The organism is Arthrobacter sp. TJ-265 (assembly GCF_058269135.1).
Genome location: NZ_JBZCND010000002.1, coordinates 390,261 through 406,405, shown reverse-complemented (window position 1 = coordinate 406,405; position 16,145 = coordinate 390,261). Strand labels below are relative to the sequence as shown.

Below are 16,145 nucleotides of genomic sequence, written 5' to 3'. Positions count from 1 at the left end.
TCCGTGCAGCTCCCGTCCTCAATCCTCCGAGGCGACCACCTGGCGGTCCTGCAGGGCGCGAACCTTCGCGTTCTCGATATGCGCCCGGATGGCGGAGGAGGCACCCTCCGCATCGCGCCGGGTGAACGCGTCGAGGATTGCACGGTGCTCGGCCGCGGTGGTGGCCGGTGCCGTCGAGTGGGTTCTGGCATACAACCGGAAGCGCTGAGCCTGCCCACCGAAGGACTTCCAGGCGTCCTCGAGGAACGCATTGTCGGCCTGGCGGGCGATCGCCGCGTGGAACTGCTCGTCCGCCCGGAGGAAGCTCGTGACCGGAGGGCTGTCGGGGACGTGCGCGCCGGTCTCGAGGTTGCTGATGGTCTCGGCCAGGCGCTCGAGGAATTCCGGGGTCACCCGCAGGGCTGCCTCATAGGCGAGGGCCGGCTCGAGGACCAGGCGGGCGTCCATGATCTTCCGCAGATCCTCCATGCTGAACAGCGGTGCCACCCGGTACCCCTTGTGGGCCTCGCGAAGCACCAGACCCGTGTGTTCGAGTCTGGCGAGTGCTTCCCGCAGCGGAGTCTGACTGACCCCGAACTCCCTGGCGAGGTACACGAGGTTGAGGACCTCGTCCGGTTTCCGCCGGCCATCGAGGAGCTGCCCGAGCAGTGCGCTGTGGACCTGGTCGGCGAGGGGCTGCCGGGCGGCCGGACGTGGCGGTGTCCGGCTCACTCGACGGTGAAGGAGAGCTCGGCGACGCCGTCGATGCCGGCCGTCACCGTGCTTCCGCGGGTCAGTGCCCCCACACCCGCCGGAGTGCCGGTGAAGATGAGATCGCCGGGACGCAGGGTGACGGACCGGGAGAGGTGCGCGATGATCTCGGGCACGGTCCAGATCTGGTCGCCGAGATCTCCCACCTGCCTGATCGAGCCGTCCACGCTGAGCCAGATCCGGCCCTGCGCGGGATGCTTGACCTCGCTGACCGGTCGAAGCGGTGAACACGGGCCGGAGAAATCGAAGCCCTTCGCGAGATCCCACGGACGCCGGAGGTTCTTCGCCTCGGCCTGCAGATCGCGTCGGGTCAGGTCCACTCCGACGCCGTAGCCCCACACGAGATCGAGGGCGTCCGCCGAATCGAGATCCGTGCCGCCCTGACCGAGCGCGACGACGAGTTCGACCTCGTGGTGGAGATCTGCCGTCTGCGGCGGGTAGGGGACTGCCGGTCGGGCATCGTCCGACGTCGCAGGCCGCTGCGGCGTGAAGACGGCGTCCGCGGGTTTCAGGAAGAAGAACGGGGGCTCCCGGTTCGGATCGGTGCCCATCTCGCGCGCATGGTCGCCGTAATTGCGTCCCACGCAGAACACGCGCCGCACGGGGAAGAGCGTGTCGCCACCGCTGACCGGGAGGCTCGGGAGCGTTGGAACCGGGACGACGTAGGTCATGGAATTCCTTGCAGGGTTGGTGGCCGGGGGAGCACGACAAGTGAATAACATGTTACTTATGGCAATGATGCTTTCGGCACCCCGGTCCCTTGTCTCCGAGCTCCAGGCCCGTGGTGTGAAGGATGCGCGGGATGATGCGACCTCACGGACCGTGTACTCGAGCGATGCGTCGCTGTACCGGGTGCAGCCGGCCGCCGTCGTGTTTCCGCGGCACCTGGACGAGGTCCTCACCACCCTCGAGGTGTGCCGGGAACGCGGAGTCCCGTTCACGTCCCGGGGTGCCGGCACCTCGCTGGCCGGCAACGCGATCGGCCGCGGCGTCGTCGTGGACTTCAGCCGGCACCTGAACCGGGTCCTCGCGTTCGATGCGGAAGCGCGCACCGCCGTCGTCGAGCCCGGGGCGGTCCACGCGACGCTGCAGAAGGTGGCGCTGGCCCAGGGACTGCGGTTCGGCCCCGATCCCTCCACGCACACGCGCTGCACGGTGGGCGGGATGATCGGCAACAACGCGTGCGGTTCACGCGCTCTCGCCTACGGGCGCACCGCGGACAACGTGACGCACCTCGACGTCGTCACCGGGTCCGGCACGCGGCTTCACCTGGGTCCGGACGGCACACCGTCGTCGCCGGAGACCGACGCGCTGCGCTCCCTGGTGGGAGCGGAGCTGGGCACGATCCGCACCGAACTGGGCCGGTTCGGGCGCCAGGTATCCGGCTATTCGCTGGAGCACCTGCTGCCGGAGCGCGGCTTCGACCTGCGACGGGCGCTCGTCGGCAGCGAGGGGACCCTCGCCGTCGTGCTGGAGGCGGGCGTGCGCCTCGTGGCCGATGCGCCGCACAAGACCATGGTGGTGCTGGGTTTCCCCGACATCGGGGCCGCCGGCGACGCCGTTCCCGCGGTGCTGCCGTTCGCGCCCACGGCCTGCGAAGGACTGGATTCCCGGATCGTCCAGGTGGTGCGGACCCGCAAGGGCCCGCAGGCCGTTCCCGAACTGCCGGGGGGTGCGGCCTGGCTGTTCGTCGAGGTGTCCGGCGACGACCCGCTCGAGGTGGCCCACCGCGCCGGGCTCGTCGCCGGGATCGATGCCGCCCGGCATTCGAGGATCATCACCGATGCACGGCAGGCCGCGGCCCTGTGGCGCATCCGCGAGGACGGGGGAGGGCTCGCCGGGCGGTCGCCGGCAGGCGCCCCTGCGCATGCCGGATGGGAGGACTCCGCGGTACCGCCCGAAAGCCTCGGGGACTATCTCCGCGAGTTCGACGAGCTCCTCCTGGCGCACTCCCTCACCGGGTTCCCCTTCGGGCACTTCGGGGACGGCTGCGTCCACATCCGGCTCGACTTCCCGTTCCAGCGCGACGACGGCGCATCGGCGTTCCGCGCGTTCCTGACCGACGCGGCGGCACTGGTCGCCCGCTACGGAGGGTCCCTCTCGGGCGAACACGGGGACGGGCGGGCCCGCAGCGAACTCCTCCCGTACATGTACTCACCCGCGGCCATCGGCCTGTTCGGGAAAGTAAAGGGGATCCTCGACCCGGACGATCTCCTGAACCCCGGCATCCTCGTGGACCCCGAACCACTGGATGCGAACGTGCGCGTGGCCGAGGCAGGACCGCTGCAGACCGGTCTCGGGTTCGGTTACCACCACGATGCGGGTGACTTCAGCCAGGCGGTGCACCGCTGCACGGGAGTGGGCCTGTGCCGTGCGGCGCACGCGGACAACAGCGCCGTGATGTGCCCGTCCTACATCGCCACCCGCGAGGAGAAGGACTCGACCCGCGGCCGCGCCAGGGCGCTCCAGGAGATGATCAACGGGGGCGCAACCAGTGGGAACAAACCCGACTGGCGTGCGACCGAGGTGCATGACGCACTCGACCTGTGCCTCTCCTGCAAGGGCTGCTCCTCGGACTGCCCCACGGGGACCGACATGGCCGCGTACAAGGCCGAAGTGCTCCACCAGAGCTACAAGGGCAGGCTGCGTCCGGCGTCGCACTACTCGCTGGGCTGGTTGCCGCGCTGGGCCGGACTCGCGGCGCGGGCACCCCGGGCCCTGAACTTCCTCATGCGCCTGCCCGGCATCCGCCAGGTGGGCCTCCGGATGGCCGGCGTCGACCAGCGCCGGAGCATTCCGGCGTTCGCACCCCGGACCTTCCACGCCTGGTTCCGGGGGCGTCAGCCGTCCGCCGCGCCCGCCGCGCAGCCCGTCCTGCTGTGGGCGGATTCGTTCACCAACAACTTCTCCCCCGAAGTAGGACAGGCCGCGGTGCGTGTCCTCGAAGCAGCGGGCTATGAGGTGCGTCTTCCCGAGAAGCCGCTGTGCTGCGGGCTGACCTGGATCTCCACGGGACAGCTCGATTCCGCGCGGACGACACTGCGCTCGACCGTGGACGAGCTGAACCGGTCCGTCGCCGAGGGCATCCCGATCGTCGGACTCGAACCGTCCTGCACGGGCGTGTTGCGATCGGACGCCGTGGAACTGCTGGGAACCGAGGCCGCCGGTGCCGTGGCGCGGTCCACACACACCCTCGCCGAATTCCTCGGCACCGTGCCCGGCTACCAGCCACCCCGTCTGGACGGAACCGTGGTGGTGGCGCAACCGCACTGCCACCACCACGCCGTCATGGGCTGGAGTCCCGACGCCGCATTGCTGGAGAAGGCCGGCGCGACCGTCCAGAAGCTGGGCGGATGCTGCGGGCTCGCCGGCAACTTCGGCGTGGAACGGGGGCACTACGAGATCTCCGTCCAAATCGCCGAACAGCAGCTCCTCCCGGCGATTCGATCGACCACGGAGGATGCCGTGGTGCTCGCGGACGGGTACTCGTGCCGCACGCAGATCGAGGATCTGAGTGACCGCCGCGGCATCCACCTGGCGCAGCTGCTCGATCGGGCGGCGCACCGGCCCGGGGGGGTGCCCTAGGCGAGCATTCTCAGCCCGGTTCCTGGATCAGGCTTCGCGGATGGACCACGTCCCGCGGAGCGTCCCGATCCGGGAGTTCCGTGCTCTGCAGGAACCGGAAGTCGCACCCTTCGTCGGCCTGGGTCACCTCCGACACATACAGTTTCCGGTATCCGCGCGCGGCGGCCGGGGGAGAGGGTGGGCCCAGCTCGTCCTCGCGCCGCATCAGCTCCTCGGGGGAGACGTCGAGGTGGATCGCGCGACGGCTGACGCTCAGGGTGATGGTGTCGCCGGTCCGCACGAGCCGCAGTGGCCCGCCGACGGCGGACTCCGGGGTGACGTGGAGGACGACGGCGCCCGCAGCGGTGCCCGACATGCGGCCGTCCGAGATGCGCACCATGTCCTTCACTCCCTGCGCGGCGAGTTTCCGGGGAATGGGGAGGTAGCCGGCCTCGGGCATGCCGGGTGCTCCGACAGGGCCGATGTTCCGCAGGACGAGGACGTCCTCGGCGGTGACGTCGAGGGCGTCGTCGTCGATCCGTGCCGCGAGGTCTGCCGCGTCCTCGAAGACCACTGCACGGCCCGTGTGCTCCAGCAGATGGGTGGACACCGCTGCCTGCTTGATGATGGCGCCCCCCGGGGCGAGGTTGCCGCGCAGGACGGCGAGACCGCCTTCCGGATACACCGGGTCGGTGAGTGGCCGCACGATGTCGGAGGGGAAGCCGGGCCCCGCGGCGTCCAGGTCCTCGCCCAGGGTACGGCCCGTGACCGTCGGCGCGTCGCGGTGGATGAGGTCCCCGAGCGCGCGCAGGACAGCAGGCACGCCGCCGGCACGATGGAAGTCCTCCATGTAGTAGGCGCCCGTCGGTTTCAGGTCCACCAGGACGGGTGTCTCGGCGCTCATCCGGTCGAGGTCCTCGAGGTCGAGACGGATCCCGAGGCGGCCGGCGACGGCGGTCAGGTGGATGATCGCGTTGGTCGATCCGCCGATGGCCAGCAGGACCCGGAGCCCGTTCTCGAAGGCCTGCCGGGTGAGCACGGTACTCATCTCCGTGCCCCGTTCGGCGAGTGCCACCGCCTGCGTCCCGGTCCGTTCGGCGATCCGCACGCGGTCGGCCGTCACGGCCGGGGGGCTCGCGCTGCCGGGGAGGGCGATGCCCATCGCCTCCGTGAGGCAGGCCATGGTGCTGGCGGTGCCCATGACGGAGCACGTGCCGACGCTTCCCACGAGTCGCGAGTTGACGTCGTCGATCTCCTGCCGGTCGATCTCGCCGCTGCGGAACTTCCCCCAGAACGCCCGGCAGTCCGTGCACGCGCCCACGCGCTGCCCGCGGTGCCCGCCCGTCAGCATGGAGCCCGTGACCAGCGTGATCGCTGGGACGCCCGCCGACGCCGCGCCCATCAGCTGCGCCGGGACCGTCTTGTCGCAGCCGCCGATGAGCACGACGGCGTCCATGGGCTGCGCGCGGATCATCTCCTCGGTGTCCATCGACATGAGGTTGCGCAGGAACATGCTGGTGGGCTGCGAGAAGCTCTCGTGGAGCGAGATGGTCGGGAAGTCGATGGGCAGCCCGCCGGCCATCAGCACGCCCCGCTTGACGGCGTCGAGCAGCGCGGGCATGTTGCCGTGGCACGGATTGAAGCCGCTTCCCGTATTGACGATGCCGATGACCGGCTTGTCCAGGGCGTCGTCCGAGTACCCGGCACCCTTGATGAAGGCCTTGCGGAGGAAGAGGGAGAACCCCTCGTCGCCATAGCTGGTGAGGCCCCGCCGGATCCCGGAAACCCGGCCGGCGGGAGCAGCAGATCCCGTCATCGTGCGGCTACCGGAACGCGGGGATACCGGTGATGTGACTGCCGAGGATCAGCGTGTGCACCTCGTCGGTCCCTTCATAGGTGCGCACGCTCTCCAGGTTGTTCGCGTGGCGCAGCGGGGAGTAGTCGAGCGTGACACCGTTCCCCCCGAGCATCGCGCGCGCTTCCCGGCAGATCTCGATGGCCTCGCGGCAGTTGTTGAGCTTTCCCACGGAGATCTGGTGGGGTTGCAGGGTCCCGGCATCCTTGAGGCGTCCCGTCTGCAGGGCCAGCAGCATCCCCTTGTTGATCTCGAGGGCCATGTTGACGAGCTTGAGCTGGGTGAGCTGGTAGCCGGCCAGCGGTCGGCCGAACTGCAGCCGCTCCAGCGAGTAGTCGAGTGCGGCATAGTAGCTGTCGCGTGCGGCTCCCATGGCGCCCCAGATGATCCCGTAGCGGGCCTCGTTGAGGCACTCGAAGGGGCCGCGGAGTCCCTTCGCCTTCGGGAGCAGCGCGGTGCCGGGCAGCCGGATGTCGGTGAGTTCGACGTCGCACTGGATCGACGCCCGCATGGAGAGCTTCTGGACGATCGGGGTGGCCTTGAACCCCGGGCTGTCGGTCGGCACGACGAAGCCGCGGACGCCGTCGTCGGTCATCGCCCAGATGATGGCCACCTGGGCCACCGAGGCGAGGCCGATCCAGCGCTTGCTGCCGTTGAGGATCCAGTCGTCGCCGTCCCGCTTCGCGAAGGTGAGCATGCTGGCGGGATCGGACCCTCCGGTGGGTTCGGTGAGGCCGAAGCAGCCGATCGCCGAGCCGGCGGCCATCTTGGGCAGCCATTCGTTCTTCTGCTCCTCCGACCCGTGCTTCGCGATGGCGCTCATCGCCAGGGAGCCCTGGACGCTGACGAAGGTGCGCAGCCCGGAGTCGCCGGCCTCGAGTTCCATGGCCGCGAGCCCGTATTCGACGGAGCTCCGGCCAGGGCAGCCGTAGCCCTTGATGTGCATGCCGAGCAGCCCGAGTTCCGCCATGCGCGGCACGATCTCGAGGGGGAACTCCCCGCGGTCGTACCAGTCGGCGATGTTCGGCTTGATCGCGGTGTCCACGAATCCGCGGACGCGGTCGCGCAGGGCGCGTTCGTCCTCGGTCAGGAGTGCGTCGATGTCGAGAAGGTCTGAACGGTCGGTCATGGGGTCTACTTTCCGGTAGCGGCGGGCTGGAGGTCGGGTGTGAACGTTGCTCCGTCGTGTTCCCCGAGGAGCGGGGGTACCCGCGTGTAGCTCGCGGGTGTCTCGGAGAGGCGGATCGGGTTGGCCACCTGTTGGCTGGTGCGTCCGGTGGCGGTGTCTGTGATCTCGATGACCGGGGCGAGCCCCAGGTCCTCGGCGAGAGCGAGCGCCTCGGCGATGGAATTCACCTTGCCGGCGGGCACGCCCGCGGAACTGAGGAGATGGGCCCATTCGACGGCGCTCCTGGTGCCGAGTTGTTCCTCGAGCAGGACTTTCAGGGCGTCCCGGTGCGCCACGCGCTGCGAGTTTCCCCGGAAACGGGGGTCGACGGCGAGTTCCGGGACGCCGAGGACCCGGACCAGTGACTCGAACTGCTTGTCCGTCCCGACGGCGATCGCCACAGGGCCGTCCGCTGTCAGCAGGGTCTCGTAGGGGGCGATGCTGGGGTGGGCGTTCCCCATCCGCTGGGGTGCCTCGCCGGTCGCCAGCGTGCTCGACGCCTGATTGACCAGCCCGGAGAGCAGGGACGACAGCAGATTGACCTCCACGCGCTGGCCCCTTCCGGTGGCATCCCTGGAGCGCAGCGCGGCAAGAATCCCCACCACGGCGTTCTGGCCGGTGACCACATCCACGAGCGCCACCCCGACCTTGCTCGGTTCGGAGTCCTGCGAACCGGTGACGCTCATCAGCCCTCCCACCGCCTGCACGAGGAGGTCGTAGCCGGGCAGGTGCGCGCCTCCCGTGCTGCCGAAGCCGGTGATGGAGCAGTACACCAGGTCCGGCCGACGTTCGACGAGGGATGCGTAGTCCAGCCCGAAACGCTGCATGACCCCGGGCCGGAAGTTCTCGATGACGATGTCGGCTTCCAGCGCGATGGCGAGGGCCCTCGCCAGTCCCTCGTCGGTGCGGAGGTCGCAGACCACGGAGCGCTTGTTCCGGTTCACGCTGGAGAAATAGGTGCCCACGCCGTGCTCGTCGACCGGTGGGACCCAGGAACGCGTGTCGTCTCCGGCCGGGCTCTCCACCTTCAGGACGTCCGCCCCGAAATCGGCCAGCATCATGGACGCGAACGGGCCGGCGAGCACCCGCGAGAAGTCGGCGACCTTCAGCCCCTCCAGTGGCCCGGGCGCAGAGTGTCCTGCCGGTGTCGCATCGGCCGGTGGCCTGTCCGTATTCGTGCTCAAGGGGATTCGTCCTCCAGGAGAGTAGGTCTGCAGCCCTAGCTGGACGCAGTGACGGGGTTGCTGAGCACGCCGACGCCGGCAACGCGGCACTCGGCCGTGTCCCCGGGGGTGACGTGGATGGCGCCGGGTGTTCCCGTGGAGATGATGTCCCCCGGATACAGCGGCATCACCTTGCTGTGGAAGCTGATCAGGTAGGCCGGGTCGTAGCGCATGTGGGACACCGTGTTGCTGCGCCTCACCTCGCCGTTGACCACGGTGGCGACCTCCATGTCGGCGAGCGTTCCGTCACCCACGGCTTCGGCCAGCGGTACGATCCGGGGGCCGAAGGAGAAGAACCCGGGGAAGTTCTTGGAGCGGGTGAGGAACCGCGGGTTGCGTTGCAGGATGTCCTCAGCCGTCTGGTCCAGCACGGGCACGACGCCGGCGAGGTAGTCCAGTGCGTCCTCGGGTTCCACGTTACGGCAGTACCTGCCGATGACGACCGCCACCTCGGCTTCGGTGGTGGTGCGCTCGCTCTGCTCGGGGATGGGGATGGCCTCGCCCGGTCCGATGACGGTGTGGTCGCCCTTGATGAACGATGCCGGTTCTTCGGGCACGCCCTCGGAGAGGTCGGAGGCGTGCTCCACATAGTTCAGCCCGATGCCCCACAGCATGCGGGGGTGGCGGTAGGGGGCGCCGTAGACGGCGTCATCGGGACTGCTGAAGACGGCGTCATCGGCGGACTCCGCGGCAGCGTCGAGGTCGCCGAGGAGGCCCCCCGTGAGGACGTCGAGGATGTCACCGGTGAAGCCGGGCAGGAGATCGGACACCCGTGCGAGACCCCGGCGCGGGTGGACGACGGCCGCCGTCTCGGTCCCGGTGGTTCCGGGGCCGGCGGTTCCCGGGTCGTCGGCGGGGGAGGTGATCGAACAGAGGTGCAGGATGCTGGGAGCCATGACGCTGCCCTTTCGAGTCGGAGGCGGGGGTTCTAGTAGGCGCGGACCATGCCGCCGTCGCACCGGATCTGTTCTCCGGTGACATACGACGCCGGCGCACTGGCCAGGAAGGTGACGACGGCGGCGAACTCGGCCGGAGTGCCGTACCGGCGAGCCGGGATGCCGGCCTCGGAGGCGGCACGCGCCTCGGCGGGGGTGGCGCCTGTCCGCTTGGCCGCGGCCGAGTCCAGGGACGCGACGCGCTCGGTGTCGATGCGGCCGGGGAGCACCATGTTGACGGTGACGCCGTCGGCGGCGACCTCGGCGGCCAGGGTCTTGAGGTATCCGGCGAGCCCGGCACGGCCGAGGTTCGACAGTGCGAGGTTGGGCAGCGGCTGCTGGACGCCGCTGGATCCGACGGCCACGATCCGCCCCCAGCCGCGCTCCCTCATACCGGGGAGCACGAGGGAGGTGAGGCGCAGGTGCTGGAGCAGGAGTTGGTTGACGGCGGCGAGGGCCTGCTCGTCGGTGATGTCGGCCGCGCCGCCGGGGGGAGGTCCGCCGCTGTTGAGGACCAGGACGTCGATCGGCCCGAATGCGTTCTCCGCGGCCTCAACGAGGGCGGCCGGGGCGCCGTCGTCGTTCAGGTCCATGGCGATTCCGACGGCGGAGGGCAGGCGGGCCGCCTCGGCCTTCACCACGTCCTCACGGCGCGCGGCGAGGACGACGTTCGCTCCCTCGGCTCCGAGGGCCTGCGCAATGGCAAGGCCGATCCCGGAGCTCGCTCCGGGTACGAGCACGTTCTTTCCCGTCAGTCCGGTGTCCATCAGGCGATCTCCATTCGTACTGCGTCGAGGTGTGCGTCGATCAGGTCCGCGAGTTCACGCGGCAACGACGGTGAGGGCGGCCGGACCGATGCGTCGGCGATGATGCCACGGCGGCGCAGGATCTCCTTGCGCAGGGCAAGGCCCACTCCGGGCTGGCCTTCGAAGTTCGCCAGAGGCAGCCAGGGTGCGAAGGCATCACGGGCAGCAGGGAAACCGCCGTCGGCGAAGGCCGTCAACGCGATCTGCAGGCCTTCGGGGTGGGAGAACCCGGTCATGGCGCCGGCCGCGCCGGCCGCGAGCTCGTCCAGGAGCCCGACTCCGCCCAGCCCGCCGTAGACGGGAACGTTCGTGGAGCGGGTCAGTTTCGCGATCGCGGACGCCGTGGGGGGCGCTTCCGATTTCACGGCGACGATGAAGTCGCACTTCTCGAGGACGCGCAGGATCTGTTCGGCGCTGATCTTCACGCCCGACGCCACCGGGTAGTCCTGCAGCACGATGCCCGCTCCCGTGGCGCGGTGGATGGCCGTCAGGTGGGCGGACAGCATGTCCGGGTCGCCGGTGTTCGCCTGCACCATGAGCGCCGCGAGGTTGCCACCGGCGGCCTCGACGGCGGTGGAGGCCTGCTCGATGGCGACGGCGGTGGTGCGGGCGGACAGGCCGACGACGAGCGGGGTGCTCCCCGCCTCCTCGGCGACCGTGCGGACGATGAGGGACTGCTCGGCAGCGGTCAGCGACGCACCCTCACCGAAGACACCGAGGACCACCATCCCGGTGGCGTGCAGCGCGGTGTACAGCTGGACTTCACGGCGGAGTGAGGCGGTGTCGACGGCGAACTCCGGTCCGCTGAAGGGCGTCGCCAGCACCCCCCAGAGTCCGGGGGAGAGGTGAGGGATCGGTTCGGTCATCGGGACTTTCCTTTCATCGATGGTCCTCCACCGTTGGTGGAAGGAAGGGGAGTGGCGTCCGGCGCGGCAGCCGCCGACCGTGCGGCGCGGATGCTCCGGCGCCCGAGCCGGAACGTCGCTGCGGCAAGCAGTGCGACGACTGCGGCAGTCAGCCAGCCGACCCGGTAGGAGGTCGCGGCCACTAGGAAGCCGAAGAGCAGGGGGCCGGCGGCAGCGCCGAGGGAGAGCCCGGTCTGCAGGACCCCTGTGGCCGAGGCGGCGCCCTGCCGGTTGTCGCGTACCACCGCGAAGTGGACGAGCCCGGGCCAGCTCCAGCCGGCGGCGTAGGTGAGCAGCGCTCCGCAGATGAATGCCGCCGAGGAGCCGAAGGCGAGGAGGAGGTAGCCGCCCACACCGATCGTCAGCAGGTTGGCCACCAGGACGTAGGGGCTGCGGTGCGGGTACCGGTCCATGGCGGCGCCGAGCACGATGCGGATCGAGAGCCCCAGGAGGGCGGCGCCGGCGAAAAGGTAGCCTGCCGCGCTGGGCGACATCCCGGATTCCACCGCCGAATCGACGAGGAAGACCCCCATGGACGTCGCGGCGGCCGCCGCGAGGCCGGCGCCGATGGCGAGCAGCACGAGTCCGCGCCGGGGGGTTCCGCGGTCGGCCGGTGCTGCGGGTCCGGTCGTCGGGCGGTCCGGTCCCTGCGCCGTGAGGCCGGCCCACAGGGCCAGCCCCACGGCCAGGACGACACCCAGCGCGAAGGCGTAGCGCCAGCCCAGGATGAGGGCGATGCCCGGAACAGCGAGGCCGCCGATGAGGCCGGCCGCGGGGATGGAACACTGCTTGATGCCGAACGCCAGCCCCAGTCGGCCCGGGTCGACGGCCCGGGATATTCCGAGGTTCGCCGCCGGCTGGGCCAGACCATTGGCCAGTCCGCCTACCACGAGGGCGGCGATCAGTACGCCGAACGTCGGCGCCAGGCCTGCTCCGGTGAGGGCGATCGCCGCCAGAACGGCCGAGGCCACCATCCCCCTGGATGCCCCGATCCGTTGGACGAGCCGGCCGAGCCGGCGCGCCGCCACCCCTGAGACCGCGAAAAGGGTAGCTGCCGCGATGCCCATCTCGGCGGGACCGATGCCCAGGTCGGCCCGGATCTGCACGGCGAGGGCGCCGACCAGGAAAGCGGGCAGCACGCCCAGGGTGGTGACGGTGACGGCCTGGAGCAGGGTGCCACCCGCACGGGGCGGCTGTTCAGTGGTCACGCCGAGCCGGAAGCGCGCGGAGCCTGGCCGCCGGTATCAGGCGATCCATCGGTGGCGGTGGCGCCTGCTGCCCCGGATCCTTCTGAGCCGGTTTGGCTGGTGGCAGCATCCGTTGAGGGGTCTTTCCTGTGCAGCTTGAGGCCGAGGAGGTGCACGACGATTCCTACGGCGATGATCGCGATCCCGATGCCGATGTACATCGGCTCCATGACGAGCATCGGCAGTGAGCCCAGCCCCAGCAGGATCCGTTCGGGCCAGCGGGCCGGGCCGAACAGCCATGCTCCGGTGGCCACCGCGAGGGCACCAACGGCCAGGAGCGAGACGCTGAACGCCAGGGCGATGGTGCCGATGCCGCCCTGCAGCAGCAGCCCGACGCCCGGGCCGGAGAGCACGAAGATGAACGGCACGAGGAACGCCGAGAGGGTGTAGCGCCAGGTGAGCCACATGGTCTGGATCGGTTTGCCACCCGTGATCGCGGAGGCTGCGAACGGTGAGAGCGCGGTGGGCGGGGAGACCTCGCTGAGTACCGAGTAGTAGAAGATGAACATCGCCGCGGCGTACCCGGGAACTCCCACGTCCTGCAGGGCGGGCCCGATGATGACCCACGAGATGATGAAGCTCGCGGTCACGGGGACCGCCAGTCCCAGCAGGATCACCGAGATCGCCGAGAAGATGGCCGTCAGGAGCAGGCTCCCGCCGGCGAAGTCCACGATGATGTTGGCGAGTTTCAGGCCCAGTCCGGTCAGTGTCATCACGCCGACGATCAGCCCTGCCGCCGCCATGACGGGAATGACGGACAGCGCACCGGTGGCGCCGGAGGCCAGGGCATCGAAGATGCGTCGGGGGGTCATCCATGAGTCACGCTCGAGGAAGCTGAGGGCGAAGGCAAGGAAGGTGGCATAGACCACGGCGCGGAACGGCGTCATGCCCATGGCCATGAAGACGACGATGGCGACGAGGGAGCTGAAGTGGTACCCGAAGCGCAGCAGCAGCTTGCCGACCGGCTTGACGTCGAAGTCCACAGCCTTGGTCTTGAAGCGGCGTGCGTCCATCTCGATGGCCAGGATGATCCCGAAGTAGTAGAGCACGGTGGGAATGGTGGCCCAGATCAGCACCTGGAGGTAGGACACACCGAGGAGCGCTGCGATGATGAAGGCGGCCGCACCCAGGGTGGGAGGGGACATGATCGCGCCGATTCCGGCGGCGGCGAGGATGGCACCACCGTGTTCCTTCGGGTAGCCGGCCTTGCGCAGCAGCGGCCAGGAGATACCGCCGAGGGTCACCGTGGTGGCGACGCCCGAGCCCGAGACCGTGCCCAGGAGGAATCCTGCGAGGGTTACCGTGCGGCCCGGACCGGACTTGGACTGGCCGAAGGCGGAGAAGGAAAGATCGATGAAGAACTTGGTAGCGCCGGATGCCCCGAGCACCGCTCCGTAGATGGTGAACAGGATGATGTAGGTTGCTGCCACGTCGGTGGGGACACCGAAAAGCCCCTGTGTGCCCATGACGTTGTGACCGACGAGGCGTACCCAGTCGAAGGACGACGTGTTGAACGGGGCGGGAACCCACGAGCCGAAGAAGGCGTAGGCGAAAAAGCCCACGACCACCAGTGGCACAAGGATCCCGACGGTCCGGCGTGACGCCTCGAGGGTCACGAGAATGGCTATCACGCCCATGGCCAGATCCAGGTAGGTGGGGGTGATCGCCCGCCGGAAGAAGCCGTCCCAGTCGGAGATGATGTACAGGAACGGCACCAGTGCCACGATCGCCAGAACCCAGTCGGCGATCCCCGGGTTGTCCCCCGGCCTCTTCGCCTTGGAGGATTCCGATCGTCCCCAGCCCCGGTAGACGAGGAAGGTCAGGGACAGGCCGATCCCGAGGAACAGCGGGAGGTAGAACTGGGTGGCCATGGGGTTGAAGACCCAGTAGAGGGCCAGCAGCGAAAGCCCTGCACCGGCGATCTTGATCAGCAGGGCAGGGGTCCCGCTGAGGTGCCGCGCCGGCTTCTCCGCCTCGTACTCGGCGATCAGCGCTTCCTCGTCGATGATGTCCTCTCGCTCCAGAGGGCTGACCGGGTCGTTCTCCTTCTCCCTCGCAAGGTCCGCCTGCTTGCCCGGCGCGGGCGCTTTGTGCGTAGAAGCAGGAGCGGAAGCATGCGCCTTCACGGCGCCGTTGCCGTCTGGTCGCTCGGTCATGGTGTCTCCTCGAGATGTAACTCAACGAACGGGTTGTCGTCTTCGACCAGGCTCCACAGTTCGAGCGGCGGAGCGCCTTGCACGTGCAGCGTGCGCTGTCCCAGGTCGGTCGCGGCGATCGAGAGTTCCTCGAACACCGCGGGCCGCGCCGGGTCCGGCTCCACCACCCATTCCCGGCGATCGGTGTCTCCGGCGGCTGACGGGGCGCCGGGAACTGCGTAGTACTCCTCCAGTACCGCGAGTTGGTCGGCTGCGATCTGGTCGAGCACGAAGGTGCCGTCGGGTCCAAGGGTGTAGCGTTCCTCGGCCCGTGTGCCGTACAGCGAATTGCGGTAGCTCACGGAGAAGCTGGTCCCGGCGAGCGGGACACTCGCCAGCTCGCCGTCGTCGTTGGTGATGCTGATGGACACGTCCGGCTGACCGGACGAATTCACGAACCCCAGGCCCCCGAGCATGCCGAGGCATGCAAGGGGGACGACGACGGCGGCCGGCTTGCGCATGGCCTAGCCTGCGGCCTCGTCGAAGTAGGTCTGAGCGCCTGGGCAGGTCTCGATGTAGGAGATGTCGCCGGCGGTGGCGGCATCGAGCTCTTCGGCGGCGGGGTGGACCTGGATGAGTGCTTCTTCGTTCTCGAAGATCGACCGGGTGATGTCCTCCTGGAGCTGTTCGTCCATCGTGGGGCTGGCCACCAGCAGGTTCGGTGAGGCGATCGCGGGAACGGCTTCGGTCTGGCCCTCATAAGTGTCGGCGGGAATGTCTTCTGCGACGTAGTAATCGCCGAACTCGGACGCCAGTGGCTCCGCGTATTCGCCGATAGGAACCAGCACCATGTCGCCGTCACTCGCGAGGTCGATGAGCGCGCCCGTAGGAAGCCCGCCGGACCAGAATCCGGCGTCGATGGTGCCGTCCCGCAATGCGGCTACGGTTTCTGCGACGCCGAGCTGTCGGCGTTCCACCCCGGTCTCGGGGTCGATGCCGGCGGCTTCGAGGATGCGCAGCGCTGCGACCTCGGTTGCGGAGCCGGGCGCCCCGACGGAAACCACTTTTCCTGCCATGTCCTCGACGGACTGGATGCCGGTTCCGTCGACGCTGACGGCCTGCATGAAGTTGTTGTAGATGTTGCCGAGCGAGCAGATGTCGATGGCGTTGCCTTCGAATTCGCCGACGCCTTCCACCGCGTCGGACACTACGTCGCCCACGGAGAAGGCGAGCTGGGCGGAGCCGTTCTCGATGAGGAGCATATTGTCCACGGAGGCATTGGTTTCCTGCACCGTCGCGTCATAGCCGTCGATGTTGTCGCGGATCACCGTGGCGAAGCCACCGCCCAAGGGGTAGTAGACGCCGCCGGTGCCGCCGGTCGCGATAGAAAGCGACCCTCCTTCCCCGCCCTCGGCCCCGCCTCCTCCACCGCTGGAACTGGGCTCGGGGCTGCCGCAGGCTGAAAGGAAGAGTGCGGGGGCGATCAGTGCTGCTGCGCAAAGACGCTTCCGGCTTCGTTGTTGGGTGCTCAAGGCTTTTCTCCTCTGTCGTTGTTGG

Annotated in this window: 13 protein-coding genes; 1 reads left to right on the top strand and 12 read right to left on the bottom strand. The window is 69.2% G+C overall.

All coding sequences use genetic code 11. The annotated features are described in order from the left end of the window. Positions 1 to 18: 18 nt before the first annotated feature. On the bottom strand, positions 19 to 711 hold the full coding sequence (locus AC4D2E_RS10430) for a GntR family transcriptional regulator (protein WP_490952554.1): 693 nt from the start codon (positions 709 to 711) through the stop codon (positions 19 to 21). Continuing rightward, on the bottom strand, positions 708 to 1,421 hold the full coding sequence (locus AC4D2E_RS10425; protein WP_490952553.1) for a fumarylacetoacetate hydrolase family protein: 714 nt from the start codon (positions 1,419 to 1,421) through the stop codon (positions 708 to 710). The genes AC4D2E_RS10430 and AC4D2E_RS10425 overlap by 4 nt, the downstream gene beginning before the upstream one ends. A 58-nt stretch (positions 1,422 to 1,479) precedes the next feature. On the opposite strand from AC4D2E_RS10425, the gene AC4D2E_RS10420 reads away from it, so the two are divergent. Continuing rightward, positions 1,480 to 4,335 (top strand): FAD-binding and (Fe-S)-binding domain-containing protein, encoded by a 2,856-nt coding sequence (locus AC4D2E_RS10420; protein ID WP_490952552.1) that lies wholly within the window; start codon positions 1,480 to 1,482, stop codon positions 4,333 to 4,335. A gap of 10 nt (positions 4,336 to 4,345) precedes the next feature. Here the strand turns inward: AC4D2E_RS10420 and AC4D2E_RS10415 are convergent, their stop codons facing one another. From AC4D2E_RS10415 to AC4D2E_RS10370, 10 genes are read right to left on the bottom strand one after another with little or no spacing between them, the layout of a single operon-like run. Next, entirely contained in the window at positions 4,346 to 6,130 is a 1,785-nt protein-coding gene (locus tag AC4D2E_RS10415; protein WP_490952551.1) for an IlvD/Edd family dehydratase, read from the bottom strand. A 7-nt stretch (positions 6,131 to 6,137) separates the two neighbouring features. Next, positions 6,138 to 7,298, bottom strand: a complete 1,161-nt coding sequence (locus tag AC4D2E_RS10410) for an acyl-CoA dehydrogenase family protein (RefSeq protein WP_490910920.1) — start codon at positions 7,296 to 7,298, stop codon at positions 6,138 to 6,140. 5 nt (positions 7,299 to 7,303) lie between these two features. Then, the gene (locus AC4D2E_RS10405; RefSeq protein ID WP_181033688.1) at positions 7,304 to 8,521 is read right to left on the bottom strand and encodes a CaiB/BaiF CoA transferase family protein; all 1,218 of its coding nucleotides are present in this window, start codon (positions 8,519 to 8,521) and stop codon (positions 7,304 to 7,306) included. A gap of 35 nt (positions 8,522 to 8,556) precedes the next feature. Continuing rightward, positions 8,557 to 9,456 (bottom strand): fumarylacetoacetate hydrolase family protein, encoded by a 900-nt coding sequence (locus tag AC4D2E_RS10400; protein ID WP_490952550.1) that lies wholly within the window; start codon positions 9,454 to 9,456, stop codon positions 8,557 to 8,559. Positions 9,457 to 9,488: 32 nt separating this feature from the next. After that, complete coding sequence (locus AC4D2E_RS10395; RefSeq protein ID WP_104168574.1) at positions 9,489 to 10,262, bottom strand: SDR family oxidoreductase; 774 nt, start codon at positions 10,260 to 10,262, stop codon at positions 9,489 to 9,491. After that, entirely contained in the window at positions 10,262 to 11,167 is a 906-nt protein-coding gene (locus AC4D2E_RS10390) for a dihydrodipicolinate synthase family protein (protein ID WP_490952549.1), read from the bottom strand. The genes AC4D2E_RS10395 and AC4D2E_RS10390 overlap by 1 nt, the downstream gene beginning before the upstream one ends. Then, complete coding sequence (locus tag AC4D2E_RS10385) at positions 11,164 to 12,414, bottom strand: MFS transporter (RefSeq protein WP_490952548.1); 1,251 nt, start codon at positions 12,412 to 12,414, stop codon at positions 11,164 to 11,166. Before AC4D2E_RS10385 ends, AC4D2E_RS10390 begins: the two co-directional genes overlap by 4 nt. After that, positions 12,411 to 14,609, bottom strand: a complete 2,199-nt coding sequence (locus AC4D2E_RS10380) for a TRAP transporter permease (RefSeq protein WP_490952547.1) — start codon at positions 14,607 to 14,609, stop codon at positions 12,411 to 12,413. The genes AC4D2E_RS10385 and AC4D2E_RS10380 overlap by 4 nt, the downstream gene beginning before the upstream one ends. Further along, positions 14,606 to 15,109: a hypothetical protein gene (locus AC4D2E_RS10375; RefSeq protein WP_104168570.1), complete on the bottom strand. Its 504-nt coding sequence runs from the start codon at positions 15,107 to 15,109 to the stop codon at positions 14,606 to 14,608. The genes AC4D2E_RS10380 and AC4D2E_RS10375 overlap by 4 nt, the downstream gene beginning before the upstream one ends. 3 nt (positions 15,110 to 15,112) lie before the next feature. Next, the gene (locus AC4D2E_RS10370) at positions 15,113 to 16,120 is read right to left on the bottom strand and encodes a TAXI family TRAP transporter solute-binding subunit (protein WP_104168569.1); all 1,008 of its coding nucleotides are present in this window, start codon (positions 16,118 to 16,120) and stop codon (positions 15,113 to 15,115) included. Positions 16,121 to 16,145 lie beyond the last annotated feature (25 nt).

What these genes read in the sequence shown, in the direction of transcription:
- AC4D2E_RS10395 (WP_104168574.1), bottom strand. Translation starts at nt 10,262, where the DNA reads ATGGACACCGGACTGACGGGAAAGAACGTGCTCGTACCCGGAGCGAGC.
- AC4D2E_RS10390 (WP_490952549.1), bottom strand. Translation starts at nt 11,167, where the DNA reads ATGACCGAACCGATCCCTCACCTCTCCCCCGGACTCTGGGGGGTGCTG.
- AC4D2E_RS10415 (WP_490952551.1), bottom strand. Translation starts at nt 6,130, where the DNA reads ATGACGGGATCTGCTGCTCCCGCCGGCCGGGTTTCCGGGATCCGGCGG.
- AC4D2E_RS10410 (WP_490910920.1), bottom strand. Translation starts at nt 7,298, where the DNA reads ATGACCGACCGTTCAGACCTTCTCGACATCGACGCACTCCTGACCGAG.
- AC4D2E_RS10400 (WP_490952550.1), bottom strand. Translation starts at nt 9,456, where the DNA reads ATGGCTCCCAGCATCCTGCACCTCTGTTCGATCACCTCCCCCGCCGAC.
- AC4D2E_RS10375 (WP_104168570.1), bottom strand. Translation starts at nt 15,109, where the DNA reads ATGCGCAAGCCGGCCGCCGTCGTCGTCCCCCTTGCATGCCTCGGCATG.
- AC4D2E_RS10425 (WP_490952553.1), bottom strand. Translation starts at nt 1,421, where the DNA reads ATGACCTACGTCGTCCCGGTTCCAACGCTCCCGAGCCTCCCGGTCAGC.
- AC4D2E_RS10380 (WP_490952547.1), bottom strand. Translation starts at nt 14,609, where the DNA reads ATGACCGAGCGACCAGACGGCAACGGCGCCGTGAAGGCGCATGCTTCC.
- AC4D2E_RS10420 (WP_490952552.1), top strand. Translation starts at nt 1,480, where the DNA reads ATGGCAATGATGCTTTCGGCACCCCGGTCCCTTGTCTCCGAGCTCCAG.